The sequence below is a fragment of the Pseudomonas sp. SWRI92 genome (assembly GCF_014268685.1).
Lineage (GTDB): Bacteria > Pseudomonadota > Gammaproteobacteria > Pseudomonadales > Pseudomonadaceae > Aquipseudomonas > Aquipseudomonas marvdashtae.
The window spans coordinates 90591-117507 of record NZ_JABWQY010000015.1 but is presented as its reverse complement, the minus strand read 5'-3'; the positions used below and the strand labels follow the sequence as shown (position 1 = coordinate 117507).

Sequence of the window (26917 nt, the reverse complement as noted above, 5' to 3'; positions counted from 1 at the left end):
CCTGTGGGAGCGAGCAAGCCCACTCCCACACCAGATCCAAACCGATCACAAATCCGCACACCAGACAAAATCCCGTTAGTCGCCACCCCCCGCCATGCATTAAAGTAACGCCCCCAGCCCCGGCGTTATCCAGACGCCTGGGCCACCCTTTCCAGGAACAGTCACCGATGGAACATCGTGAAGCGCTGCTGGCGCTGCGAACCTTTCTTTCAACGCAGATTCTCGGCCAGGAAAAACTCATCGAGCGCCTGCTCATCGCCCTGCTCGCCGACGGCCATATGCTGGTGGAAGGCGCGCCCGGGCTGGCCAAGACCAAGGCAATCAAAGAGCTGGCCGAGGGCATCGAAGCGCAGTTTCATCGCATCCAATTTACCCCCGACCTGCTGCCCGCGGACATCACCGGCACTGAAATCTATCGCCCGGAAACCGGCAGCTTCGTGTTCCAGCAAGGGCCAATCTTTCACAATCTGGTATTGGCGGACGAAATCAACCGGGCCCCGGCCAAGGTCCAGTCGGCCTTGCTCGAAGCGATGGCCGAGCGGCAGGTCAGCGTCGGGCGCAGCACCTATGAACTGTCGCCGCTGTTCCTGGTGATGGCCACGCAGAACCCGATCGAGCAGGAAGGCACCTATCCGCTGCCCGAAGCCCAACTCGACCGCTTCCTGATGCACGTCAAGATCGGTTTTCCGGATGCCGCGGTTGAGCGCCGTATCCTGCAACAGGCCCGGGGCGAAGCACTGAATGGCGAAACCAAGCCTGAGCGGCGCGTCAGCCAGCAGGCGATTTTCTCGGCGCGCAAGGAAATCCTCGGGCTGTACATGGCAGACGCCGTGGAGGAATACCTGGTGCAGCTGATCATGGCGACCCGCAACCCGGCCAAGTTCGACCCGGAAATGGCCGAGTGGATCGCCTACGGCGCCAGCCCACGGGGCTCGATTGCCCTGGACCGCTGCGCCCGCGCCCACGCCTGGCTGGCCGGACGCGACTTTGTCAGCCCGGAAGACATCCAGGCCGTGCTGTTCGACGTGCTGCGCCATCGCATCATCCTGTCGTTCGAAGCCGAAGCCGCCGGCATTGACCAGGACCGGGTCGTGCAGCGGATTCTCGACGTCGTCGCAGTCGCTTGAGTATTGGCAATGAATGACCCACTGGCGCCCGTCCCGGGCATCCGCGTCAGCCTTTCGGAGCTGATCGAGATGCGCCACCGCGTGCGCGAGGTGCAATTGTTCTCCACCCCGGGCCAGCGCAGCCCGCTGATCGGGCTGCACCACTCCAAGCTGCGTGGACGCGGGGTGGATTTCGACCAGGTGCGGGTCTATCAGGCTGGCGACGATGTGCGGACCATCGACTGGCGCGTCACCGCGCGGACCCAGGAGCCTCATACCAAGCTGTTCCACGAAGAACGGGAGCGACCGATCTTCATCATGATCGAGCAAAGCCATCGCCTGTTCTTCGGCTCCGGGCAGGTGTTCAAATCGGTGCTGGCCGCCCAGGCCGCCAGCCTGATCGGTTGGGCCGCGCTGGGGCACAACGACCGGGTGGGCGGGCTGGTGTTCGGCAATAACACCCATTACGAAGTCAAGCCCCGGCGCAGCAAGCAGAGCCTGCTGCAATTGCTCAATCGCCTGGTGCGCGTCAATCAATCGCTGAACACCGAAGGTGAGTCGGACCGCGACTCGTTCGGAATCGCCTTGCGCCGAGCCCGGGAGGTGCTGCGCCCCGGTAGCCTGGTGATCGTGATTTGCGACGAACGCGCCCTGTCCGACAGTGCCGAGCAGCAATTGAGCCTGCTATCGCGCCATTGCGACCTGTTGCTGCTGCCGTTGTCCGACCCGCTGGACCACGCCCTGCCCGCCGCGGGGCTGCTTCGGTTTGCCCAACGCGGCGAGCAGCTGGAGCTCGACACACTGAATTTCGAATTGCGCCAGACCTATCGCGCCCAGGCCGAGGCGCGGCTGGAGCGCTGGGAGTTGCTGGCGCAGAAGCTGCGAATCCTGTTGCTGCCGTTGAGCACCCAAGGCGACATGGTCGAACAACTGCGCGAGTACCTGAACCCCAAGCGGCCAGGGAAAACCCGATGAGCAGCCTTGATCAACTGCAGCCGCTCATGGCCCCGCCCCCGATTGGCTTCTGGCCGCCCGCGCCAGGCTGGTGGTTGCTGCTGGTGCTGATGCCACTGCTGGGCCTGGGCCTGTGGCAGTTGCGCCGGTTCATTCCCGCCAGGCGCAGCGATTCGCGCACCGAGCAACCGCTGGACCCGGTACGCCTCGCGGCGCTGGCCGAACTCGCCCTGTTGCCCAAACCCTACGACGGCGCACCCGCCGGGGCCTGGCTGCAGCAACTCAATGCGTTGCTCAAGCGCCTGTGTCGCAATCACTATCCCTACAGCCAGAGCCACACCCTCAATGGACGCAAATGGCTGGCCTTCCTCGATAACCGCTGCCCGGCCGCCGGCCTGACTCGCTGGATGATCCTGGTCGAAGGCGCCTACAAGCCTGAATGCAAGCTCGATGACAAAGCCATCGCCGGCCTGACCCAGGCGGTCGAGATATGGATTCGCAAGCATGTTTGAATTCGCCTGGCCGTGGATCTTCGCCCTGTTGCCATTGCCCTGGCTGATGCGCCTGGTACTGCCGGCGGCGGACAGCGGTGAGCCAGCCCTCAAGGTCAGCTTCCTGGAAGACCTCGAAGGCTTGGTTGGGCGCCGGGCCCGGGCCAACCTGCCCACCTGGCGCCAGCAGGCGCCCTTCATCCTGCTGTGGCTCCTGCTGCTGATCGCCGCCGCCCGCCCGCAATGGCTGGGCGACCCTCTGCCGATCGCCGCCAGCGGCCGCGACCTCTTGGTGGCGGTGGACGTGTCAGGATCGATGGATTTCCCCGACATGCAATGGAAGGACGAGGAAGTCAGTCGCCTGGCGCTGGTCCAGCACATGCTCGGGGACTTTCTCGAAAGTCGCGAAGGCGACCGGGTCGGCCTGATCCTGTTCGGCAGCCAGGCTTATCTGCAAGCCCCGTTGACCTTTGACCGTCACACCGTGCGCCGCTGGCTCGACGAGGCGCGGGTGGGCATCGCCGGCAAGAACACCGCCATCGGCGATGCCATTGGCCTGGCACTCAAACGCCTGCGCCAACGTCCGGCCCACAGCCGCGTGCTGATCCTGGTCACCGATGGCGCCAACAACGGTGGCGAGATCGATCCGCTGACCGCCGCCCGACTGGCCGCCGATGAAAGCGTGAAAATCTACACCATCGGCGTGGGCGCCGATCCGGAGCAAACGGGCACGGCCGGCTTCCTGGGCGTCAACCCGAGCCTGGATCTCGACGAAGCGACACTCAGGGACATCGCCCAAGTCACCGGCGGTCAATATTTTCGAGCCCAGGATGGTGAGCAGTTGCTGGCGATCAAGACCACGCTCGACCAACTCGAACCGGTGGCGCAGCAACCGACCCAGGCGCGCCCGTCCCTGGCGCTCTATCAGTGGCCGCTGGCCGTTGCGCTGTTGTTGAGCATGTTGCTGGTGGCTAGGGAACGCTGGCCGGACAACCCGTTGCAGCGGCTGTTCACCCAGCCGCTGTTTCAGCCATCGCAATCCTCTGAATGGCGCAAGCGGCTCAAGCGCCTGCGACTGCGGAGGCGCCGATGATCGCGCTCTGGCCGCATTGGCTGCGCCCTGGTTTCATCCTGCTGCTGCCTCTGTTGGGTTGGCTGCTCTGGCAACTGTGGCACCGGCAGAAACGCGTGGGCCGCTGGCAGATGATCCTGCCCCCGGCGTTCCATGCGGTGCTGCTCAGCGGTGGCAGCGGCCGTGAAAGCCGACTGCCCTGGATTGCCCTGGGCCTGGGCTGGCTGCTGATGGTGCTGGCCTTGCTCGGCCCAAGCTGGACGCGGGTCGAACAGACCAGCCAGAAACCCGCCGATCCTCTGGTTGTGATCCTGGAACTGAGCCCGGAAATGCTCGCCACCGACGTCCCGCCCACGCGCCTGGAGCAGGCCCGGCGCAAAGTGTTGGACGTGCTGCAAAATCGCAGTGACTCGCAGACCGCGATCATCGTTTACGCCGGCAGCGCCCACACCCTGGTGCCGCTGTCCGACGACCTGGCCACCAGCACCAACCTGCTCGAGGCCCTGGCGCCGTCGATCATGCCGCAAAACGGCCACCGCGCCGACTTGGCCGTCATCAAAGCCATGGCCTTGCTCGATCAGGCCGGGCTCGGTCATGGCCGGATCCTGCTGATAGGGTCGTCGCTGAACGAGCAGGAACGCCTAGGCATCCGGCAGGTTCTGGACGGTTCCGCGACGCGCTTGCTGATGCTCGGCATCGGTACCCGCGAAGGCGCGCCGGTGGCCCAGGACGATGGCAGTTACCTCAAGGACGCACAGGGCGCCATCCTGGTCCCGCGCCTCGACAGCCCGAGCCTCAAGTCCTTCATCAATGAACTGGACGGCCGCTACCGGCCGGCACGCCTGGATGACGGCGACCTGCGCGGCCTGGGGCTGCTGGACGGCCCAAGCCGTCTGCGCAGCGATGGTCAGAAACTGCGCCTGGATACCTGGGCGGACCAAGGCTATTGGCTGCTTCTGCCACTGTTATTGCTGGCCGCTTGCGCCGGGCGGCGTGGTTGGCTGTTCTGCCTGCCGCTGCTGTTCGCCTTTCCGCAAACCGGCCATGCCTTCGAATTCCAGGACTTGTGGTTGCGCGCCGATCAACAGGGACAGCATTTGCTCAAGCAAAAACGCCCCGCCGAGGCGGCCGCCCATTTCGAGGACAGCCAATGGCAAGGGGTTGCCTTGTACGAAGCCGGTGCATACAGCGAAGCCGCCCGACGGTTTGCCGAAGGCAACGATGCCCGGGCTCATTACAATCGCGGCAACGCCTTGGCCAGGAGCGGCGAGCTGGAAGCCGCCATCGATGCCTATGAACAAGCCTTGGAGCTGCAACCGGACCTGCGCCCGGCGCAGACCAACAAAGCCCTGGTGGAAAGTTTGTTGAAAGAGCAGGCACCGCCGCCGGATACGCCCAAGCCTGCCGAACGCGAGGAACCGGACCCCGCCGAGCAACCGCCGGATACCAATGCTTCAGCCCAGTCTTCAGAGCCGGGCCAGCCGTCTTCCGACGCCAGCGCGACGCCCGACGAATCCCAGGCATCCCAGGCACCGCCGCCCGGCGCCCAGGATGTTCCCGGCAGCGAATTGCCGGACGAGCAGACCACCACCCCGCCACTGCGTCCGGCCGCGGGCCAGCGCAATGAAGAAGAACAGCGCCAGGCACTGGAACAATGGCTGCGCCAGATCCCGGATAACCCGGGGGAACTGCTCAGGCGAAAATTCTGGTATGAACAGCAAAGCCACCAGGCCCAGGAAAAACACCAATGAGCCGCTGCACCGTCTATCTGCTTCTATTGCTGCTCTGGGCTGCCGGCTCCCAAGCCGCACAGCTCACCGCCAGCGTGGACCGCAGTCGCCTGAATTCCGGGGAGACCGTTGAGCTGACGCTCGAATCCAACGACGCCACGCTGTTCGGTAAACCCGACCTGAGCCCACTGCAAGCGCTGTTCGATGTGCGAGGCACCCGCCAGGTCAACCAGTTGACCACCCTCGACGGCGAGAATCGCGCCACCACCCGCTGGATCGTGACCCTGCTCCCGCGCCAGAGCGGCACCGTGGTGATACCGGCCCTGCAATTGGGCGAAACGACCAGCCAGCCGATCACGTTGCAGGTGATCGAAAGCGAAACCCGCAACGCCTCCGGCACCCTCGCGCCCGTCTTTATCGAGGCCAACCTCGACCAGGCCCAGGTGTATGTGCAGGCCCAGGCGATCCTTACGCTGCGCATCTACCATTCGGTGTCGCTGTACGACGACAGCAGCCTGACACCGTTGCACATTCCTGACGCACGCACTGAGCAACTGGGCGAATCGCGTACTTACGAGAAGGTCATCAACGGCGTTCGCCACGGCGTGATCGAACTGCGTTACGGCATATACCCGCAGCGCAGCGGCGAACTGACGATCCCTGTCCAGACCTTCAGCGCCACGCTGGTCGAGCCAACCGCCCAGGACACGGCAACGCCGGGCGCCAAACCTGGCCAGTTGATGCGCGTCAGCTCCACGCCATTGCCATTGACCGTCATGCCCAAGCCCGCCAGCTACCCGGCCGATCTGCCGTGGCTGCCGGCCCGCAGCCTGTCCTTGAGCGAAAGTTGGAGCCCGGAACCGACCCACAGCCAGGTCGGCGACTCACTGACCCGCAGCCTGACGCTGGAGGCCGAAGGCTTGACCAGCGCCCAACTGCCTCCGTTGCCCGCGACCGAGATCAACGGCCTGCGACGTTATCCCGACCAGCCGGTGCTGAGCAGTCGCAGCAGCGAACGCGGCCTTGTGGGCAGTCGTGAAGATCGCGAGGCGCTGGTGCCCAACCGCAGCGGTACCATCGAGCTGCCACCGGTGGAAGTGGTCTGGTGGAATACCCTGGAAGATCACCTGGACCGTACCAGCCTGCCCGCGCGAACCCTGCAAGTGGCGAACAATCCGAGCCTGATGGTGGATACACCGGCGGGCCCCGCTCAAATCGTCACGACCGTGGACAGCGAGACGCTGTGGTATTGGCAGCTGAGCACGCTCATCCTGACCTGTACCACACTGCTCGGGTTCGGCCTGTGGTGGCGAGCCCGCTGGCAACCGGCGATCCTGCGCTCGGCCCAGGCCGGACCGAGCCCACGCACCCTGCTGGACGACCTCAAGCGTGCCTGCCTGGCCAACGACCCCCACGCCACCCGCCAGGCGCTGGACGCCTGGGCCCGCCAGCAACCGGAAACCCTGGCCGACATGGCGGCGCGTTTCGTGCCGCTGTCCGACGCCCTCGACGGCTTGAACGGCGCCCTCTACAGCGAAACCGGCCAGCACTGGCAAGGCGAAGACCTGTGGCGTGCGATTCGGACCATCCCGCCCCTTGAGGGCGCACAAGATTCGACCAGCGATTCGAGCCTGCCGCCGCTGTATCCCAAATGACCCTCGCGAACGGCGCCGATCTTTTGTGGCGAGGGAGCTTGCTCCCGCTGGCGCGCGCAGCGCGCCCAAAGCCAGGCGCCTCGGTGTATCGGAAAGGTTGCGACTGGCTAGTTGGGGCCGCTGCGCAGCCCAGCGGGAGCAAGCTCCCTCGCCACAGGATCGCGCTGCAGCAGATCCAGGGAAGTTGACCAAGTCCCCAACGCCATTTCCCAGTAAACTCTGCATTTTTGCGCCGCCTCTCTTCCCGCGGCCATCCTCTGTTTTCTGGAGTCTGCCTTGCGTCTGTTTCACACCTCCGATTGGCACCTTGGGCAAAACCTCCACGGCCAGGATCGCGACTTCGAACACGCCTGTTTCCTCGAATGGCTGCTACGTCAGCTGGCCAACGAAAAGCCCGACGCGCTGCTGATCGCCGGGGACATCTTCGACACGGTCAACCCACCGGTCAAAGCCCAGGAGCGCCTGTACGACTTTATCGTCAGCGCCCACGAACAAAATGCCAACCTCACCATCGTCATGATCGCCGGCAACCACGACTCCGGCTCGCGCATCGAGTTGCCGGCGCCGTTGATGCGTCGCCTGCGCACCCACGCATTGGGCCGGGTGTTGTGGCTGGACGATGGGCAGCTCGACGTCGAGCGCCTGCTGCTGCCGTTGCCGGATGCCAAGGGCAAGGTCAAGGCCTGGTGCCTGGCCTTGCCATTCCTGCGCCCCGCCGAGGTCACCGGCGCACAACTGGGCGACGACTATTTGCGGGGCATCGGCCAGGTGCACGAATGGCTGATCGCCGCCGCCAACAGCAAACGCAAGAAAGGACAAGCGCTGATCGCTGTCAGCCACGCGCACATGGCCGGCGGCTCGGTGTCCGAGGACTCCGAGCGCAGCCTGATCATCGGCAACGCCGAGGCCTTGCCGGCCAGCCTGTTCGGCCCGGGCATCAGCTACGTCGCCCTCGGTCACTTGCACAAGCCACAGAGGGTCAATGGCGAAGAACGCATCCGCTACAGCGGCTCGCCGATTCCGCTGTCGTTTTCCGAAATCGGCTACCGGCACCAGATTCTCGACATCACCTTGGATGGCGAAACCCTGGTAAACGTCGAACCCCGGCTGATTCCCCGTGCCGTCAATCTGCAACGCCTGGGGCCAGTGCCACTGGCCGATCTGCTGGTACAACTGAAGGAGCTGCCGGACATCGACCTGTTGGCCGACGTCCAGCGCCAGCCCTGGCTGGAAGTACGAGTGCGCCTGGACGAACCGCAGCCGGACTTGCGCCATCAGGTGGAAGCCGCCCTGCAAGGCAAAGCCGTACGCCTGGTACGAATCGCCGCCGAGTATGCCGGCAACGGTGGTGCCGGCGGTGCCGATGACGGCAGCGCACTGGTGGAACTGGACCAACTCAGCCCGCAGGAACTGTTCAGCCGCGCCTGGCAGGACACCTACGGCAATGAAGTCGACGAGCAGACCCTCAGGGACTTCGCCCTGCTGTTGCAGGACGTGCAGATGGAGAGCGAGCAGCCATGAAGATTCTCGCGATCCGCCTCAAGAACCTCGCCTCCCTGGCCGGCCCTTTCGAAATCGACTTCACCGCCGAGCCATTGGCCAGCGCTGGCCTGTTCGCCATCACCGGCCCCACGGGTGCCGGGAAAAGCACCCTGCTCGACGCCTTGTGCCTGGCCTTGTTCGGCGCGGTGCCACGCCTCAACAACACCGGTCGCGACGCCAGGGTGCCGGACGCCGACGGAGAAATCGCCACGGGTGACCCACGCACGCTGTTGCGCCGGGGTACGGGCGATGGTTACGCCGAAGTGGATTTTCGCGGCGTCGACGGCCGCCGCTACCGCGCTCGCTGGGAAGCCAATCGCGCTCGGGAAAAAGCCGCCGGCAAGCTACAAGCCAGCCGCCAGAGCCTTCGCGACCTGGACAACGATCAACTGCTGGCCAGCCAGAAAGGTGAATACAAGACCCAGCTCGAAGCCGCCCTCGGTTTGAACTTCGAGCAGTTCACCCGTGCCGTGCTGCTGGCCCAGAGCGAGTTCAGCGCCTTTCTCAAGGCTGACGACAACGACCGCAGCGAGTTGCTGGAAAAGCTTACCGACACTGCCCTCTATACGCGCCTCGGTCGCCGCGCCTTCGACAAGGCCAAGCAAGCCAAGGAAACCCACAAGCTGCTACAGGACCAGGCCACCGGCGTCACGCCGCTGTCCCCCGAAGCCCGGGCCGAACTGGACCAGCGCTTCAACCAAGCCCAGCAATTGCTCAAGGCCCAGCAGGCGCAGCTCAAGCAACTGGAACAGCAGCACACTTGGCTCAAGGACCTGCGCCAATTGCAGGATGAACAGGCCAGCGCCGCCGAGCAGTTGCAACAGGCCCAGGTCGATTGGACCGCGCTGGCGGATGAACGCCTGAAACTGGCACGCCTTGAGCAATTGGCGCCCCAGCGCCATCAATTCATCCGCCAGGCTGAGTTGACCCGGCAACTTGAACCGCTGGCCGTCAGAATCCTGCAACTGACCCAGCAGCAGGTCGAGCTGCATGAACAACAGACCGAACTGGAAAAGGGCCTGGGCGTGGCGCAGTTGGCGCTGGCTGCCGCCCGCCAGCAGAGCAACGATAACGCGCCGCTGCTGCGCCAGGCGTTCGATGAACAAAGCAACCTCGCTCGCCTGGCCAGGGAAGTCGGTCAAGGCGCCGAGCAGTTGCAACAGGCCCAACAGGCTTGCAGCGATGGTCAACGCACCATCGACACGTTGCTCGAACAGCAACGGCACGTCAGCGAGCGCCTGCAACGGATTGCCGGCGAACTGGAGCAAAGCGTCGATCTTGCACCACTGGGCGATGCCTGGAGTGCCTATCGTGATCGCCTCCAACAACTGATGTTGATCGGCAATCGGTTGAACAAGGGCCAGGACGAACTCGCCCTACTGGAACAGAACGCGACTCGCGCCGCCGATGATCTCGCGGCCCGTCGGCAGAATCTCGACGTGCTCTACAAGGAGGCCGGTGCCGAACCGCAAGCGGTCGCCGAGCAGATCCAGTTGCTGGCCAACCTGCTGCAAGACAATCGCAAGCAACTGCGGGCGTTCGAAGAATTGAGCCGGCTATGGGCCAGTCAACAGGAACTGAACAGCCGCAGCGCGCAATTGGAGCAGCGCCAGCAACAAGCCTTGCAGGAGCGCGACCGACTGGTACGTGAAGGTGGCGAAGCCAAGGCCGAGCTGACCGTCGCCGAACAGACCCTGGCCGTGACCCGTGAGCTACTGGAGCGCCAGCGCCTGGCTCGCAGCGAAAGCGTCGAGCAACTGCGCGAACAGTTGCAGGACAACCAGCCCTGCCCGGTGTGTGGCAGTGTTGAACATCCTTACCATCAACCCGAAGCGCTGCTGCAAAGCCTTGGACGATTCGATGAAAGCGAAGAGGCCAACGCGCGCAAGGCCGTCGACCTGCTCAATGAAAAAGTCATTGATCTGCGGGCGCAATACAGCGGAGTCATCGCCCAGCTCAAGGAATTCAAGCAGCAACAGGAACAACTCGCGGCCCAACAACAAAGCCTCGCGCCAAGTCTCGAAGCCCATCCACTGTCGGAGCCGTTGCTGGCCCAGGATTCGGACAAGCGTGACGCCTGGCTGGCCCAGCAAAACAGCCAGTTGACCCAACGCATCAGCCAGGACGAACAGCGCCAGGCTGCCCTGCTCACCCTGCAACAAGACGCCGCGCGCCTGTCGCAACAATTGCGTGATGCCGAAACGGCGAGCCAGCAGGCGTCACAGCATCTGAACAACCAGCAACAGGAGCTGGCCCGGGATCGCCAGCGCCTGGATGAAGAGCTGGAGCATTTCAGCACGCTGTTGCCGTCCGCCACGCTACAGGCTCTGCGCAGCGACCCCGCGGCAACGTTCATGCAACTTGACCAGCGGATCAGCCAGCGCCTGGCGCAACTGGAACAGCAACGCGAGGAACTCAGCGAACAGCTTCAGCGTCAGCAAACCCTGGAGAAAGAACAGGACCGCCAGCAGACCCGCGTACAGCAACTGGAATCGGCGCAACAGCAATTCCATGCGCTGAATGAGCAACATCAATCCTGCCAGCAGAAACTCGCGCACCTGCTAGGCGAACATGCCAGTGCCGAACAATGGCAGCAACAGCTCGATCTGGCCCAGGAACAGGCCCGCAATGCCGAGGCAACAGCCCATCAGCAACTGCAGGATCTGCGCAACAGCCTTGTCCAACTGGCTGCCGAACTCCAGGCCCGTCATGAACAGGCCCATGGTTTGGAGGCCGAACAACAGACGCTGGCCGCTGGCATTGCGCAATGGCGCGCCTCTCACCCTGAACTGGACGACGCGGCGCTCGATGGCCTGCTGGGCCTCGACGAGCAACAGGTCAGCCAACTGCGGCAACGCCTGCTCAACAACGAAAAAGCCATCGAACAGGCCCGCGTCCTGCTGACCGAGCGCGAGCAGCGCCTGCAAAATCACCAGGCCCAACACAACGGCCACCTGCCATCGGAAGAATTGGCCGATGCCCTGTCCGTGCTTCAGGATCAATTTGCAGTCAGCGAACAACAGTGCGCCGAGTTGCGTGCCCAGCAGGCCGAGGACCAACGCCGACAAAATGCCAACCAGGCACTGGCCCAACAGATCGAGCAGGCTTATACCGAGTACCAGCGCTGGGCACGCCTGGACGCCTTGATCGGCTCGGCCACTGGCGACCGTTTCCGCAAACTGGCCCAGGCGTACAACCTCGATTTGCTGGTGCACCACGCCAACGCCCAGTTGCGCCAACTGGTGCGCCGCTATCGCCTCAAGCGCGGAGGCAGCATGCTTGGCCTGCTGGTCATGGACACGGAAATGGGTGATGAGCTGCGCTCGGTGCATTCGTTATCCGGCGGCGAAACCTTCCTGGTCTCCCTCGCCCTGGCGCTGGGCCTGGCCTCGATGGCATCCAGCACGCTGAAGATCGAATCGCTGTTCATCGACGAAGGCTTCGGCAGCCTCGACCCCGAGTCGCTGCAACTGGCGATGGACGCCCTCGACGGCTTGCAGGCCCAAGGCCGCAAAGTCGCGGTCATTTCCCACGTGCAGGAAATGCACGAGCGGATCCCGGTGCAGATCCAGGTCCGTCGCCAAGGCAACGGTTTGAGCACGGTGGAAGTGAAATGAGCCGCGCCACGCTGTATTCCTTCCGTCGTTGCCCGTATGCCATGCGAGCGCGGATGGCGCTGCGCTACAGCGCGATCGATGTGGCTATTGTCGAAGTCAGTCTCAAGGCCAAGCCGGCCGAAATGCTCGCACTCTCGAGCAAAGGCACGGTGCCGGTGCTGCAGGTCGATGGTCGGGTGATCGATGAAAGCCTGGAGATCATGCACTGGGCCTTGGCCCTGCACGATCCGCAGGATTGGAAACTGCGGGACGATGCCCAGGGCCAGGCGTTGACGGCGGCGTTGATCGAGGAAAACGATCAGGTCTTCAAGCTCCACTTGAATCGCTACAAATACCCGGAGCGGCATCCTGAACATCCGGCAGCGCATTATCGGAGCGAGGGGGAAGTTTTTCTGCGCAAGCTGGAAGGACTGCTGGAAACCCGACCCTTCCTTGTTGCGGGCCACCTGAGCCTGGCGGATGTAGCGTTACTGCCATTCGTGCGCCAATTTGCCCATGTCGATCGCGACTGGTTTTCCCTGGCGCCCTACCCTCGGCTCCAGAAGTGGTTGCAGGGCCTGCTCGATTCCGAGCTGTTCGTAGCGATCATGGCCAAGTAGCTGTTGGTCTTGCGAGCGCGCTTTTGTGGCGAGGGAGCTTGCTCCCGCTCGGCTGCGCAGCAGACGCCTTGGTTGTAGACCGAATAGGCCTGCTGCGCAGTCCAGCGGGAGCAAGCTCCCTCGCCACAAAAGCGATGATGATGTTCAAGCCGCGCGACCCGATCAGTCTCTCACCAAATTCAACAACCGCTCGCGAGCCACTTCCATTTCGCCGGGAATTGGCTGGGCTGCCGAGACAATCGGCGTGGAATAGAGAAACAGCAACATCACTGCAAGACGCATCGCCATGGTGTCGATCCTTATTGGTAAGGAGTCAATTAACTAGCGTCAAATTTAACCACATGGCCAAGTGATATCACAATAGGGTTTTTACCCAGACGCACGAAGCCTGCGATCTTTTCTCTCTTTAGCACGCTAAGGGAGATGAAAAGATCGCAGGCTTCATTTGCAGCGAGAGTCAGTGTTGGGTCTTGTGGTCCAGCGCCGCGTAGAAGTTGGCGCTCTGTTGCAGGTATTTCTCGGTGTAGCTCTGGGTGCGGTTTTTCTTGTCGCTGATTTCGATGCTGGCACTGGCTGGCAAGGCCACGGTAGCGGAAATGGCGGAAGCAGCGATCACGGAGAAAAGATTCAGATTCATGGCGGTAGTCCTCGGATTCAGTTAGCTGATTTGCCCGTTGGGGCCGTGAAGCAAACTTACGCGCCGAGGCGTCTCGCCTTGAAATGCTTTGTAATACTAGCGACTATCAGTCTCGTTGATACAACTGCGAAGGCCCCGGGAATCGGGGCCTTCGGTCTATTGACGGACCAGGAATTCAAGATCGCTGGGCGCATCCATTGATAACTTCTGCACGGTCTTTCCCAGTAGACCGGTCTTTGGATCACGCTCGATGACCACGATCTGGTTGCTCTTCTGATTGGCCACCAGGACGAATTTTTCGCTCGGATCGAGGCTGAATTCTCGCGGATGATCGCCTTCGACCGAGCGCCGCTGGAGTTCCTTCAGCGTGCCCGTCGCCGGGTCGATGGCCAATACCAGAAGTTCGTTGGTGGTGCCGCGGTTGCTGACATACAGAAACTTGCCATCCTTGGAGGCATGCAGCGCCGCCGCTGCCTTGCCCGGTTGGGGCTTGTCCGCCGCCAAATCAACAAGCTGGCGCTGGGTCAGGCGGCCATCGGCGTAGTCGAATACGGCGACCTGGGCGGTCATTTCCATGGTCAGCCAGGCGTGCTTGCCGTCACGGCTGAACAACAAGTGACGCGGCCCGCTGCCCGGCGGCAATTGCACGAATGCCGGGTCGGCGGGTGTCAGCGGTAGCTCGGGATTGGCCTTGGGGTCGTAGCGGTAGACGAAGACCTTGTCCGCCCCCAGGTCATTGGCGAACACGTACTTGCCGTCTGGCGAAGGCACCGCCGAATGCACATGGCCGGACTTCTGCCGCTCAGGATTGACCCGGCTCGGCTGATGACTGCCCGACTGCACCACCGGCGCCAGCTTGCCGCCTGGCCCCACCGGCAGCACCACCAGGGTGCCGCCCGGGTTTTCCAGCACGGAATAATTGCTGACCAGCAAATGCTGGCCATCGTGGCTCAGACTGGAATGGGTCGGCTCGTTGCCCAGGCTTTGTACCTGATTGATCAGGCTCAGTTCATGGGTCTTCGGGTCGATGGCGTAGCTGCTGACCTTGCCCACCGGATCCTTCTGTCCCGGGCCGTTTTCGTTGACCACGAACAACCGGGTCATGTCCTTGGAAAGGGTCAGCCAGGAAGGGTTGTCCGTCTTGATCACTTGCAGCGGCTTGGCGTCGAGCTGTCCGGTGCGACTGTCGAACTGCATGCGGTAGATGCCTTGGCTCTGGTCCGCCGTGTAGGAGCCGACCAGCAGTTGATAATGTTCGGCGGTTTCTGCCTGGACGCCCATGGCGCCCACGCTGCCGGCCATCAACAACGGCCAGAAACTACGCATCTTCATCTTCTTGGTCCTCGTCGTCGTGGCCGCTGGTCGCTTCCACGCATTCCAGGTGATGGTCGCCCGAGTCGCTGGTGATGATCCAATGCTTCAGGGCTTTGTCAAACGTCGCGGCCTGCATCTGCGCGGGCGTAAAACGCCAGTGCTCAAGGGTGCGGCCGTTCATGCACTCAACGTGCAACTGGTCTTGCTCGTCGAGGGAAAAATCGAACGCGTGCAGCCCGTCAATGATCAGCATGTCGCAGTGTTCGAGGGCGTGCAGCAGGGTGTCGGTGGAAGCAGTCATGGCGATCAGTCGGTCATTGGGAAAGGCAGCATGATAACCCAATGTCGGACCGGGCCTGGGCCCATAAGGTTCGAAAAACCTGCCACCGGCACATTCGCCAACGCAAACAGGCCCGCCCCACACCCGAACGCATTCGAAGTGTGGGAGCGGGCCTGCCTGGATCAGGCAGTCCATCAAAGCTCAATGGACTGCCTGATCTTCAGAGCGCCTCGCGCCCCGGTACGCCATCCACCAGCCGCTGGATGCCCAGCGGGTTGGCGTTCTTCAACGGCTCCGGCAACAGGCTGTCGGGGTAGTTCTGGAAGCACACCGGACGCAGGAAACGATCGATCGCCAAGGTGCCGACCGACGTGCCACGGGCATCGGATGTCGCCGGATAAGGCCCGCCGTGAACCATCGAGTCGCAGACCTCGACGCCGGTTGGATAACCGTTGAGCAGGATACGGCCGACCTTCTGTTCCAGCAGCGGCGTCAGTTCGCCGAACTGTTCGAAGTCCGCCGGCTCGCCAATGATCGTAGCGGTGAGTTGGCCGTGCAGGCCGTTCAGCGCGGCGGTCAGTTGCGCCTGGTCCGCCACTTCGACAAACACCGTGGTCGGCCCGAAGACTTCTTCCTGCAACGCCTCGTCGCCGTTGATCAACAGGCTGGCGTCGGCCTTGAACAACTGCGGCTGGGCCTGGTTGCCTTGCTGCTCGCGACCGGCCAAGTGCTCGATGCCCGAGTGAGCCAACAACTTTTGCAGGCCCTTGCCGTAACTTTGCAGCGTGCCGGCGTTGAGCATGGTTTGGGGTGCCTGGTCGCCGATCAGGGCCGCCACCTGCTGGGTGAACGCGGTGAACTCAGGCGAACGGATGCCGATCACCAGCCCAGGGTTGGTGCAGAACTGACCGCAACCCTGCACCACCGAGGCGGTAAGGTCGCGAGCAACGCTGTCGGCACGGGCCTGCAAGGCTTTTGGCAAGACGATCACCGGGTTGATGCTCGACATTTCGGCGAAGACCGGGATCGGCTGGGGCCGGGCGGCGGCCATGTCGCATAGGGCACGGCCGCCCTTGAGGGAACCGGTGAAGCCGACGGCCTGGATCGCCGGATGCTTGACCAGCCATTCGCCGACACCACCGCCGTAGATCATGTTGAACACACCGGCCGGCATCGAGGTCTTTTCGGCTGCGCGAATGATCGCATCGGCCACGTGTTCGGCCGTGGCCATATGGCCGCTGTGGGCCTTGAACACCACCGGGCAACCGGCGGCCAGCGCCGCTGCGGTATCACCACCGGCGGTGGAAAATGCCAGCGGGAAGTTGCTGGCGCCGAACACCGCCACCGGGCCGAGGCCGATGCGGTACTGGCGCAGGTCCGGGCGCGGCAGCGGCGTGCGCTCAGGCAATGCGCGGTCGATGCGCGCGCCGTAGAAATCGCCACGGCGCAAGACTTTGGCAAACAGGCGCATCTGCCCGCTGGTGCGCCCGCGTTCGCCCTGGATCCGTGCGGCTGGCAAGGCAGTTTCACGACAGACCACGGCGACGAACTCATCGCCCAAGGCATCCAGCTCATCGGCAATCGCGTCGAGAAACTCGGCCCGACGCGCCGCGCTCAGGCTGCGATAAGCAGGATAAGCCGCCGCCGCGGCCTTGGCGGCAGCGTCGACTTCTTCAGCCGTGGCCTGGACGAAATCATGGGGCAAGGCCTCGCCGGTGCTGGCGTCGACGCTTTGCAGGCGGGTCTGGCCGGCCGCGCTGCGTGCGCCGCCGATGTAGTTGTGGCCAAGGATCTGGTTCATCGCAAGTCTCCTTTAAAGTGTGCCGATAGTACCTGGGTTGAACACCGCGTCTACCGGGGCAATGCCATTGACCAGCGGCGCGCCGAATTCAGCCTGGCTGATTTCGAACACATCCCCCGGCTGGGTGCGGATGCCATCGGCGAACGACAGGGTCGCGGTGCCGAAGAAGTGAACGTGCACATCCCCCGGGCGCAGGAACTGACTGTACTTGAAGTGATGGAACTCCAGGTTTTCGAGGCTGTGGCACATGTTCGCCTCGCCGCTGAGGAATTCGTTCTGCCACAGCACTTCGCCGTTGCGCAGGATACGACTGGTCCCGGACAGATGTTGAGGCAGTTCACCCACGCGAAGTTCCGGGCCAAAGCTGCAACTGCGCAGTTTCGAATGGGCCAGGTACAGATAATTCTTGCGTTCCATCACATGGTCAGAGAATTCGTTACCCACCGCAAAGCCCAGGCGATAAGGCTTGCCGTCGAGACCGATGACGTACAGGCCGCTGATTTCCGGTTCTTCGCCGGCGTCTTCGGCGAACGGTGGCAGAGGGAACGGCTGGCCCGGACGGACGACGATACTGCCGTCGCCCTTGTAGAACCATTCCGGTTGCACGCCGGCCTGCCCGGCCTGGGGTTTACCGCCCTCCACGCCCCATTTGAAAATGCGCATGGTGTCGGTCATCGCGCTTTCGTCACCGGCCTGCTGATGCATCTTGTCCCGGGCAGAGGCGCTGCCCAAATGGGTCAGGCCGGTGCCGCTGACCAACAGGTGCGCCGGGTCCGGGTGATCCAGCGGCGGGAGGATGCGCAACTCTGCGAGCAGTTGCGCGTAGTCGTGGCTGGCACCCAGGCCCAGGCCATTGACCTGCTGCTCAAGCTTCAAGCCCGCTTCGATGGCGGCCAGCGCCAGCTCCCGCACAGTACCGGCGCCCTGCACTTCGCGCACCTGATCGCCGTCGACCAGGCCGACACGGCGCTCGCCGTTACTCAATTCGAACTGAACTAAACGCATGCTGTTCTCCTGTTAAACAAACACAACACTGTACGCATCGATCGTTCCCACGCTCTGCGTGGGAATGTAGCCCGTGACGCTCCGCGTCACTGGACGCGGAGCGTCCCTTGAGGCATTCCCACGCAGAGCGTGGGAACGATCAAACAAAAGCTCTCTTCCACAATTGCAATAAGTTCAGGTACGCGTCGCCCCGCGGGCACTGGCGGCGAACTGATCGGCCGGCAACACGTGCTTGCGCTCTAGCAGGCGATACACCACGCCGGTCAACACCAGGCCGAACACCATCACACCCGACAGGAAATACAGCCCCGACGCCAGGTTACCGGTGTATTCCTTCAGCGCGCCGATCACGAACGGCCCGATGTAACCACCCAGGTTGCCCACCGAGTTGATAAGTGCAATGCCCGCCGCCGCACTGGCGCCGGCAAAGAAACGCCCCGGCAAGGTCCAGAACACCGCCGTGCAGGAAAACAGCGCGAACGCCACCAGGCACAACGCCGCCAGTTGCAGCACCGGCACCGTCAGCCAGGCACTGAGGAACAGGCCGATGGCGCCCAGCACGTACAACACCGCCAAGTGGCCGTAGCGATCGTTCAAGCGGTCGGAACTGCGTGGAATGATCAACAGCCCGATAATGCCGAAGATGTACGGCACCGAGGACACGAAACCGGTCACCAGGTCCGTGCCACCGAACTGCTTGATCAGCGTCGGCAGCCACAGGCCCAGGCCGTAGATGCTCAGGGTCACCGGCAGATAGAACAGCGCCAGCAGCAACACACGTTTGTCTTTAAGCGCATGCAGCGGATTGCCATGGCGGGTCTGGCCGTATTCTTCAAGGTCCTTTTTCAGCTCACCGGTCAGCCAATCCTTTTCGCTCTGGTCCATCCATTTGACCTGGTGCGGGCCGTCCGGCAGATAACGCAGCACCGGCCAGGTCAACAGCACCGCCGGCATGCCGATGACGATGAACAGCCACTGCCAGCCATGCAGGCCGAGGATGCCGTCCATGCCCAGCAAGCCACCGGACACGGGGCCGGTAATCATCATCGCGATGGGTTGGGACAGAATGAACAGGCCGAGGATCTTGCCGCGATGGCGCACCGGGAACCATTGGGTGATGTAGTACAGCACGCCCGGGAAGAACCCGGCTTCGGCCGCGCCCAGCAAAAAGCGCATCACATAGAAGCTGTACGGCCCTTGCACGAAGGCCATGCCGATGGTGATGGCGCCCCAGGTGATCATGATCCGGGCGAACCAGCGTCGGGCACCGAAGCGTTCGAGCATCAGGTTGCTGGGGATCTCCAGCAGGAAATAGCCAATGAAAAACAGCCCGGCACCCAGGCCGTAGGCGGCGTCGCCGATGCCAATGTCAGCGCCCATGTGCAGCTTGGCGAAGCCCACGGCGGAGCGGTCCACGTAGGCAATCAGGTACAGCAGGATCAGGAAGGGAATCAGTTTCAGCGTGATGCGACGAATAAGCCGCAATTCCTGGCTCATGGGACCGGTCTCCGATTGTTGTTGTTATAGAAGCTCGGGGGATTTCTCTGGCGATTCACGCTAGGACAACCCCTCCGTTGAACCGGACTATATAGTAATACTATTTGAGCAACAACACTTCCAAACCGCGCAAATTGCGCTTATGTTACGCTTCAGCTAGAACAATATAGTCATACAATAAGAGAATCGATCATGTCTGATAAGAAACCCTCCCTGCGCTCGGCCCAATGGTTTGGCACCGCCGACAAGAACGGCTTCATGTACCGCAGCTGGATGAAAAATCAGGGCATCGCCGACCATCAGTTCCATGGCAAGCCGATCATCGGCATCTGCAACACCTGGTCGGAGCTGACACCGTGCAACGCGCACTTCCGGCAGATCGCCGAACACGTCAAGCGCGGCGTGATCGAGGCCGGGGGCTTCCCGGTGGAATTCCCGGTGTTCTCCAACGGCGAATCGAACCTGCGCCCCACCGCCATGCTGACCCGCAACCTGGCAAGCATGGACGTGGAAGAGGCCATTCGCGGCAACCCGATTGACGGCGTGGTGCTGCTCACCGGTTGCGACAAAACCACCCCTGCATTGTTGATGGGCGCCGCCAGCTGCGACGTGCCCGCTATCGTCGTTACCGGCGGGCCGATGCTCAACGGCAAGCACAAGGGCCAGGACATTGGCTCCGGCACCGTGGTCTGGCAGTTGAGCGAGCAGGTCAAGGCCGGCACCATCACCATCGACGACTTCCTCGCGGCCGAAGGTGGCATGTCCCGCTCGGCCGGTACCTGCAACACCATGGGCACGGCCTCGACCATGGCCTGCATGGCTGAAGCCCTCGGCACCTCCCTGCCCCACAACGCCGCCATTCCAGCGGTGGACGCGCGCCGTTACGTGCTCGCCCACATGTCCGGCATGCGCGCCGTGGAGATGGTCCGCGAAGACCTCAAGCTGTCGAAGATCCTGACCAAGGAAGCCTTCGAGAACGCCATTCGCGTCAACGCCGCCATTGGTGGCTCGACCAACGCGGTGATCCACCTCAAGGCCATTGCCGGCCGCATCGGCGTGCAATTGGACCTGGACGACTGGACCCGCATCGGTCGCGGCATGCCGACCATCGTCGACCTGCAACCGTCCGGGCGTTTCCTGATGGAAGAGTTCTACTACGCCGGCGGTTTGCCCGCCGTGCTGCGGCGTCTGGGCGAAGCCAACCTGATTCCGCACCCGAACGCCTTGACCGTCAACGGCAAGAGCCTGGGGGAAAACACCAAGGACGCGCCGATCTACGGCCAGGACGAAGTCATCCGCACCCTCGACAACCCAATCCGCGCCGACGGTGGCATCTGCGTGCTGCGCGGTAACCTTGCCCCCCTTGGCGCGGTGCTCAAGCCGTCCGCCGCCACCGCCGAATTGATGCAGCATCGCGGCCGCGCGGTGGTGTTCGAGAACTTCGACGAGTACAAGGCGCGGATCAACGACCCGGAACTGGACGTTGATGCCAGCTCGATCCTGGTGATGAAAAACTGCGGGCCGAAGGGTTATCCGGGCATGGCCGAAGTCGGCAACATGGGCTTGCCGGCCAAGCTGCTGGCCCAGGGCGTGACGGACATGGTGCGGATTTCCGATGCGCGCATGAGCGGCACCGCCTACGGCACCGTGGTGCTGCATGTGGCACCGGAAGCAGCGGCCGGCGGACCTCTGGCGGCAGTGCAGGAAGGCGATTGGATCGAACTCGATTGCGCCAGCGGCCGCCTGCACCTGGACATCTCGGACGCCGAACTCGCCGCGCGCCTGGCCGACATCGCCCCACCGCAGCAACTGTTGGTGGGTGGCTACCGCCAGTTGTACATCGACCACGTACTGCAAGCGGACCAGGGCTGTGACTTCGACTTCCTGGTGGGCTGCCGTGGGGCCGAGGTGCCACGCCACTCTCACTAATCCCCTCGCCACAAGTCACTCAAGCCCAAGGGTTTAGCCTGATGAATACCCGCCGCGCCTGCTATCATGCGCGGCACCCCCTCGTACAGGATCGCGCCGCGCCCCATGGATTACCGCAAACCCTCCGACCGCAAAAGCATGCATGCGCGCATCGTCCAGGAACTGGGCATGCAGATCGTCTCCGGGCGCTTCAAGCCCGACGACAAACTGCCGGCCGAAGCCTTGCTCTGCGAAGAATATGCGGTCAGCCGTCCGGTGTTGCGCGAAGCCACGCGGGTGCTGGTCGCCAAGGGCCTGGTGTATTCGCGACCGCGCGTGGGCACGGTGGTCAAGCCGCGTCGGGAATGGCACATGCTCGACCCCGATGTGCTGCATTGGCTGATGCAAAGCAGCCCGCAAAATGAATTTTTCAACCTGCTGACCAGCGTGCGCAGCATCATCGAGCCGGCCGCCGCTTCTCTCGCCGCGCAATTCGCCACCGATGAAGACATCGCGGCCATCAACGAAGCCTACCAGCGCATGGAAGCAGCTCCGACCCCCGAGGCGCTGCTGCAACCGGACCTGGACTTCCACAGCCGCATCGCCGACGCCACCCACAACGACCTGCTCGCCAACTTGTGCAACATGCTGTCGGTGGCCATCGCCGAGGCGCTCAAGCATTCCAACCAACGGCCCAACCTGCATGAGCTGGCGATGCCCCGACACAAAGCGATCCTCACCGCCATCGAGAACCGCGACGCCCTCGGCGCTCGCCATGCCACGCTGGTGCAGCTGGACGATGCCCGTAGCGCGCTGAACGTGGTGCTGGGCAGCGACCCAGCCTGATCACCCAACTCAACACCCTCGCAGGAACTTCAAAAAGCGCTGTCGACCAGGACGGCATGACTCGCGCTTGAAGAGGCGGTACTTATATACCGCACGCCATACAAAGGGACGCTGATACTTGCCCCGTCGTCATCCCGACGGCCATGAGATCAGGAAAAGGATGTCTTATGACCTCGCCCTCTTTGGCTGACCGCCCCTCTGCGCTTGCGCAAAATGTCAGCTTGCAATTCGCCGACTGCCCGACCTTCGAGCAGATCGTCCAGCAAGAGCTTAAACGCGCCCTCCAGTCGAAATACCCCTCGCTGGTCATCGACCTCGCCAAGACACAATTGGCCAGCCCCGATGCGATCGTCCGAGGTTGGAATTTCCAAGCGCTCATGCCGCTTGTGCTCGACTACCTGTCCCTCGGCACGCCCGTGGATTTTGGTTCACAGGGAATCCTTGAATGCTATCTTTCCGACTCACCGCCCCGACGCCTTCGGCCAGCCGATGGAAGGCTGGACATGGCGCTCGTCGAAAAGTGCGTACTTGAACTGCCTTGGCGCGTCCCCATCGGACTGCAAGATGCACTGACCCATTATTGGAATGGCGACATCGCTGCCCGCTCCCAGGCCGTCCCCCATGCTCGCGCCAGCCGCTGGCAATGGCTCAGCGATACCCTCAGGAACATGCTGCATATCCACGGGCTGCAACAGCCGGGATTGTCCGAACCGGCGCGCGACGCCCTGGACCAGATCGTCCGCTGGCCGGACCGTGAGGAGCGCTTCAAGCGCAATCTTCCACCGGTCTATGCCTACCATTTGGAAAGTACCGTCACCTACGGAGCCTCCAGTACCGTGCTGCCCGGCATGGCCATCCTCCTGATGCATTACACACGGTATGGACTGGTCATTTTGCTGAGCTGCCCCGGCAGCGCCGTGCAATCCTTCGAATCGATAGAAGCCTTCAACAGCTTTTGGGCCGGACGAATCGCCAATCGCTACGCCGTCGACACGGTCATCTGCCAACGCTACGAGATCGCTGGCAATGCCTTCGACACCCAGGCCGCAATGATCCTGGAGCAGCAACTGACCGACCTGAAAGCCGTCCAGTTACCCTCTCGGATCGGACAGAAGGACGTGAGTAAGCTCTACGAGGAACTGAGCGATCCTGCCCGCTATCTGCACGATGCCCCACGCCTCGCGCCAGACCTCTCGACACAACTGCTGCCTGAATGGCTGGCAAAGGCGTCCCTCCTGGACCAGACCAGATTCCAGCGATACAGCCTGGCACTCGCCGGTGCCAGAAGTCGCGGTCAAGGGCGTCCGCGTCTGATGGACATCAACGCTTTTGCGGCAGATGCCTTGTTCGCCCGGATGGAAAAAACCAACGGCAGCAGCCCGATCAGGGCCCATTCCGGGCAATTTCAACCCGACGACGTGCAACTGACCTTCACTCTATCCACGGGATACCCCGGGACCATCGGAATCAGCCAGAAAAAAACCATGAGCCTGACCCAACTGGCCATCAATAACCTGGTCGCGCGCCCCAGCGGCTATCTGGTGCTCAGTCATCGTCGGGGCCTGACCTTACCGGCGTGGTTGACACCCGGCTACATCACCGACAAGGGCGGGCTGATCGAACAGGTGGATATAGGCAGTAGCTATCCGCGTTATCTTCAGCAGGAGCTGCTGAGCGACTCGTCTCAAGCGCGCCAGTACCAAAGAATTTTTGCTGAACAGATCCCGGCGCAGTTGATGCTTGAAGCACTGCAGCAAGCGCTCGATAACCAGAATGGCATGACCCCCGAAGGGCTGCGTCTCATTGAGACACTGTTCCAACCTGACGCTGGCGACCAACGGGTTGACGGTCGTCCCGTGTTCATCCGGCACTTGGCTTTCCTGCGCAAGCCCAAGGCTACGCCTGACATCGTCGCCAATATGTTCATCATCGAGGCACAGGGCACCCAAACCGGTCCGCACATATTGTATCGTCCCCTTTACACACCCTCCTTGTTGGCGTTTGCGACGCGCCAGGCGCTGTTAAAGGCCATCGCAACCGCCGGGGATCTGCAAGACAGTGTGCTGACCTGGATGTCCGACGGTGCACGGGCGGTGTATGCCAACGGTGGTTTCCTTGAGCCACACGTCTTGCATTTTTTCCAGGGCGACGAGTTCAACCTGCCCGAACGGCCCGCCCCGGCGACGCTCGCCGACGACGGCGTCAACGATGAGTTGCTGCAATACCAGCGCCACGGCGAGTTGATGCAGTATCTGTATGGCTGCAACGCACGAGCCCTGATCGCCCAGGCCGACCGCAACTCTGTCTCTAACCGCGAGAGCCGCTGGGCGGTGTTCCTCGAAGGTGGCAGCCTGCTGTTCAATGCGTTCCTGTTTCCGGTATTGCGTGGTCCAGCCATGGCCGTCGCCTGGCTATGGAGCCTGATGGCCAGTGCTGGCCAGGATATTCCGGCCCTGGTCAGTCAGGACCCGGCGACCCGAGAACTCGCCGCCGTCGATGTGCTGGTAAACCTGGCCATGCTGGTAAGCCAGTTACGCGCCGCCCGGCTGCCCGCCCGTTCACCGCTGCCCGACGCACTCAAGACGCGAGCTCTTCGCCCTCCCGCCCCACGAGTCGTCGCACAACAATGGCCCGCGCCGCCCCCGCCCAGCGTCTTCGAGGGAACCGTGACCTTACCCGGCGAACCCTCCGGCAGGCATTTGGCCCTTGCGTTCAGCAGCCCCCGCTACAACCTGAGCCCGGAACAGCGCACTCGCATACGAGGCATGCAGGTGCCACGCCCCGCCACGTTGCCTGAACCAATAAAGAATGGGCCCTTGAAGGGCCTGTATGTGATCGGCAACAAATGGCACGCGGTAATCCAGGAAAACCTGTATCGGGTCGACCCGGATCCGGAGGCTGGCACTTCGATTGTCGATCCGCTCGATCCCACACAAATCGGGCCTCTGTTGCAATCGGACCTCGACGGCAACTGGACACTGGATTTGCGCTTGCGCCTGGTGGGAGGAGCCCTGCCAAGGCGCCTGGAAAATCAGCGACGTCTCAATGCAAAAAAAGCCGCTGACCTTAGCAATGAACTGGCGGATTACCTCGCGCAAGAGAACAAACGAGACAAGGCGCTGGACATCGCCCAGCAAGTCATGACGCGATTCGAAGAAACACCCGGCTTTACCGAAGAGCAACGCGCGCCGAGACGCAAGCTGTTTTACGACCTGCTCAACGAGCAGACCGAGGCCTATCTCAAATTGCTCGACAGCCTGCCCGAACGAGACAGGTTAGGTATCGGCCTGCCCTCCGAAAGTATCCGCGCGCTGATGGAAAATGTAGTCAACAACGCCCGCAAGGCCGTGCTTGTGGTCGAAGCGCAATTGCAGGCACTCAATGCGGCTCACCCCGGTTTTTCAGGGGAATTGGTCGAGCGAGTCGTGATGAGCGATATGGACGGCTACCTGACGTACCTTGATGCCATGAGCGATATCAACGACCGCGCAATCCATTGGCTGGAACTCAAGGATGAGTACCTGGAAAAGTTATTGAACCTGGACTCCATCGGGGCGCAAGCGTTCGAACGCCTGACACAGGGTCGTCCGCTCAATGAAAGAAACGTTATCGGTGCAAAGGCCTTGCAGGTGGCTGCACTTCCCATGCTCGCAATCAAAAATCCGGCATCCGATTTACCCGATAGCCTGTACCGCATCGTCACACCGTTGGCGGAGCAAATGCGCTCCCATGCTGATCTGCAAGCGTATGAGCTGTCCCCTTCGGAGCAATTGGACGTGCTGACGAGCCTCACCCAGCACTACGGCGAGGCCTTGGACGCGCTGCAAGGTATGCGAACGCTCTATGTCGACGATATCAACGAGTCCTATTTCGACAGACTGATCAAGCTGCTCGACAGTCTGTATAGCGACGTATCCCGGAAACTGGCGGCCGAAGTCAAACCCGAACCCACGCCGCGCAAGCGCGGGCCAAAACGTCCCAAGGTAAATTCGGGACGCCCCAATAAAAAGGTGATCAAGACGCGCAAGAATGGCGTGCTGATCGGCGACCTCAAGCCAGCCGGCACCGTCTTGCCGATCGAGGTCGTCGAGCTGCGCTCCGAAGTCGATGACCAGGTCATTGCCACGTATTCGCGTCACGACGAGGTCTGGGATGTCGTTGAAGAACGTCGCCCCACTCCTGCGCCAAGGACGAGAGCTGTCAAGACGATTAAAAGTGATGCGCGCCAGTTGCTGGAGCAGTTGGAAGAACGTTTACGTCGTGTGGAAAGCTATAAGAAGCACTGCCGCCATCCTCAGGAAATCGAGGAAATCATGAACAATGAGGCGGACCGCTTTAGCGCCCTCGCAACCGAACTCGACAGGGCCTTCACCGCGTCGCAAGCCACGCGCACGCCGGCCGAAAAGGCGCTGGCTAGTCAATTGTCAGAGGCGATATCCAGGCTGAAGACCAAGGGCAGTGCCCTGCGCACCGAGTTGAGCCTGCTGTTGCCGCCCACCGACGGCAACCTGCGGTTCCTTTTCGAAAAAAACCTGATCCAGGTCGCACGCCTGGGCGAACGCAAAGCCCTGAAAGGGGCCCGCATGGATTTCCTTCAGGAATATGCCGTCAATGACCGTAACGGCTCCCCCCTCTGGTACGCTCACTTTCACTACGAAACGGCTGATACACCAAAAGCCGACTATAGCGTCGCGCATCTGAAAAGCCGGGAGCAACGCCGGGAACACTACCATTCGCTGCTCGCCAAGGCGCAAAACCCCTACGCGGTGATGGATGTGCACCGAGGGCAGATTGGCAAATCCCTGGCCAGCGACAAGTTCCTGCCGTTGGCGCCCTGATCGCAACGAAAGAAAAAGCCGCAGC

The 26917-nt window shown here is 62.4% G+C and carries 19 protein-coding genes; 12 read left to right on the top strand and 7 right to left on the bottom strand.

Annotated features, from left to right (window positions below):
- Positions 1 to 167: 167 nt before the first annotated feature.
- The 9 genes from HU762_RS20770 to HU762_RS20730 all read left to right on the top strand — a co-directional run bounded on the left by HU762_RS20770 (position 168) and on the right by HU762_RS20730 (position 12766).
- A complete protein-coding gene (locus tag HU762_RS20770; protein WP_039589986.1) occupies positions 168 to 1127 on the top strand; it encodes a MoxR family ATPase in 960 nt (319 codons plus the stop codon).
- A 9-nt stretch (positions 1128 to 1136) separates the two neighbouring features.
- Positions 1137 to 2081: a DUF58 domain-containing protein gene (locus HU762_RS20765; protein ID WP_186640175.1), complete on the top strand. Its 945-nt coding sequence runs from the start codon at positions 1137 to 1139 to the stop codon at positions 2079 to 2081.
- Positions 2078 to 2572, top strand: a complete 495-nt coding sequence (locus HU762_RS20760) for a DUF4381 domain-containing protein (protein ID WP_186613825.1) — start codon at positions 2078 to 2080, stop codon at positions 2570 to 2572. Before HU762_RS20765 ends, HU762_RS20760 begins: the two co-directional genes overlap by 4 nt.
- Positions 2565 to 3644: a VWA domain-containing protein gene (locus HU762_RS20755; RefSeq protein WP_186640173.1), complete on the top strand. Its 1080-nt coding sequence runs from the start codon at positions 2565 to 2567 to the stop codon at positions 3642 to 3644. Before HU762_RS20760 ends, HU762_RS20755 begins: the two co-directional genes overlap by 8 nt.
- Positions 3641 to 5374: a tetratricopeptide repeat protein gene (locus HU762_RS20750; protein WP_186640171.1), complete on the top strand. Its 1734-nt coding sequence runs from the start codon at positions 3641 to 3643 to the stop codon at positions 5372 to 5374. The genes HU762_RS20755 and HU762_RS20750 overlap by 4 nt, the downstream gene beginning before the upstream one ends.
- Positions 5371 to 7008 carry a BatD family protein gene (locus HU762_RS20745; RefSeq protein WP_186640169.1) on the top strand — a complete coding sequence of 546 codons (1638 nt, stop codon included), beginning with the start codon at positions 5371 to 5373 and terminating at the stop codon, positions 7006 to 7008. Before HU762_RS20750 ends, HU762_RS20745 begins: the two co-directional genes overlap by 4 nt.
- Positions 7009 to 7284: 276 nt before the next feature.
- Positions 7285 to 8529 carry an exonuclease SbcCD subunit D C-terminal domain-containing protein gene (locus HU762_RS20740; RefSeq protein ID WP_186640167.1) on the top strand — a complete coding sequence of 415 codons (1245 nt, stop codon included), beginning with the start codon at positions 7285 to 7287 and terminating at the stop codon, positions 8527 to 8529.
- Positions 8526 to 12167 carry an AAA family ATPase gene (locus tag HU762_RS20735; protein ID WP_186640165.1) on the top strand — a complete coding sequence of 1214 codons (3642 nt, stop codon included), beginning with the start codon at positions 8526 to 8528 and terminating at the stop codon, positions 12165 to 12167. The genes HU762_RS20740 and HU762_RS20735 overlap by 4 nt, the downstream gene beginning before the upstream one ends.
- The gene (locus HU762_RS20730) at positions 12164 to 12766 is read left to right on the top strand and encodes a glutathione S-transferase (RefSeq protein WP_186640163.1); all 603 of its coding nucleotides are present in this window, start codon (positions 12164 to 12166) and stop codon (positions 12764 to 12766) included. The genes HU762_RS20735 and HU762_RS20730 overlap by 4 nt, the downstream gene beginning before the upstream one ends.
- Positions 12767 to 12928: 162 nt before the next feature.
- Here the strand turns inward: HU762_RS20730 and HU762_RS26935 are convergent, their stop codons facing one another.
- The 7 genes from HU762_RS26935 to HU762_RS20700 all read right to left on the bottom strand — a co-directional run bounded on the left by HU762_RS26935 (position 12929) and on the right by HU762_RS20700 (position 19300).
- Positions 12929 to 13054 carry a hypothetical protein gene (locus HU762_RS26935; RefSeq protein WP_264082673.1) on the bottom strand — a complete coding sequence of 42 codons (126 nt, stop codon included), beginning with the start codon at positions 13052 to 13054 and terminating at the stop codon, positions 12929 to 12931.
- A gap of 169 nt (positions 13055 to 13223) precedes the next feature.
- Positions 13224 to 13403, bottom strand: coding sequence for a hypothetical protein (locus HU762_RS20725; RefSeq protein ID WP_018611529.1), 180 nt, complete (start codon positions 13401 to 13403; stop codon positions 13224 to 13226).
- Positions 13404 to 13559: 156 nt separating this feature from the next.
- Positions 13560 to 14735 (bottom strand): lactonase family protein, encoded by a 1176-nt coding sequence (locus tag HU762_RS20720; protein ID WP_186640162.1) that lies wholly within the window; start codon positions 14733 to 14735, stop codon positions 13560 to 13562.
- The gene (locus HU762_RS20715; protein WP_186640160.1) at positions 14722 to 15018 is read right to left on the bottom strand and encodes a DUF5629 family protein; all 297 of its coding nucleotides are present in this window, start codon (positions 15016 to 15018) and stop codon (positions 14722 to 14724) included. Before HU762_RS20715 ends, HU762_RS20720 begins: the two co-directional genes overlap by 14 nt.
- Positions 15019 to 15217: 199 nt before the next feature.
- Entirely contained in the window at positions 15218 to 16798 is a 1581-nt protein-coding gene (locus HU762_RS20710; RefSeq protein ID WP_186640158.1) for an aldehyde dehydrogenase (NADP(+)), read from the bottom strand.
- Between the two features lie 12 nt (positions 16799 to 16810).
- Positions 16811 to 17803 (bottom strand): AraD1 family protein, encoded by a 993-nt coding sequence (gene araD1 / locus HU762_RS20705; protein ID WP_186640156.1) that lies wholly within the window; start codon positions 17801 to 17803, stop codon positions 16811 to 16813.
- 174 nt (positions 17804 to 17977) lie between these two features.
- Positions 17978 to 19300, bottom strand: coding sequence for an MFS transporter (locus HU762_RS20700; RefSeq protein WP_186640154.1), 1323 nt, complete (start codon positions 19298 to 19300; stop codon positions 17978 to 17980).
- 192 nt (positions 19301 to 19492) lie between these two features.
- Here HU762_RS20700 and HU762_RS20695 point away from each other — a divergent pair, with 192 nt between their 5' ends.
- The 3 genes from HU762_RS20695 to HU762_RS20685 all read left to right on the top strand — a co-directional run bounded on the left by HU762_RS20695 (position 19493) and on the right by HU762_RS20685 (position 26892).
- On the top strand, positions 19493 to 21229 hold the full coding sequence (locus HU762_RS20695) for an IlvD/Edd family dehydratase (RefSeq protein ID WP_186640152.1): 1737 nt from the start codon (positions 19493 to 19495) through the stop codon (positions 21227 to 21229).
- Positions 21230 to 21334: 105 nt separating this feature from the next.
- Positions 21335 to 22054 carry a FadR/GntR family transcriptional regulator gene (locus HU762_RS20690; protein ID WP_186640150.1) on the top strand — a complete coding sequence of 240 codons (720 nt, stop codon included), beginning with the start codon at positions 21335 to 21337 and terminating at the stop codon, positions 22052 to 22054.
- A 167-nt stretch (positions 22055 to 22221) separates the two neighbouring features.
- Positions 22222 to 26892 (top strand): DUF6543 domain-containing protein, encoded by a 4671-nt coding sequence (locus HU762_RS20685; protein WP_186640148.1) that lies wholly within the window; start codon positions 22222 to 22224, stop codon positions 26890 to 26892.
- Positions 26893 to 26917 lie beyond the last annotated feature (25 nt).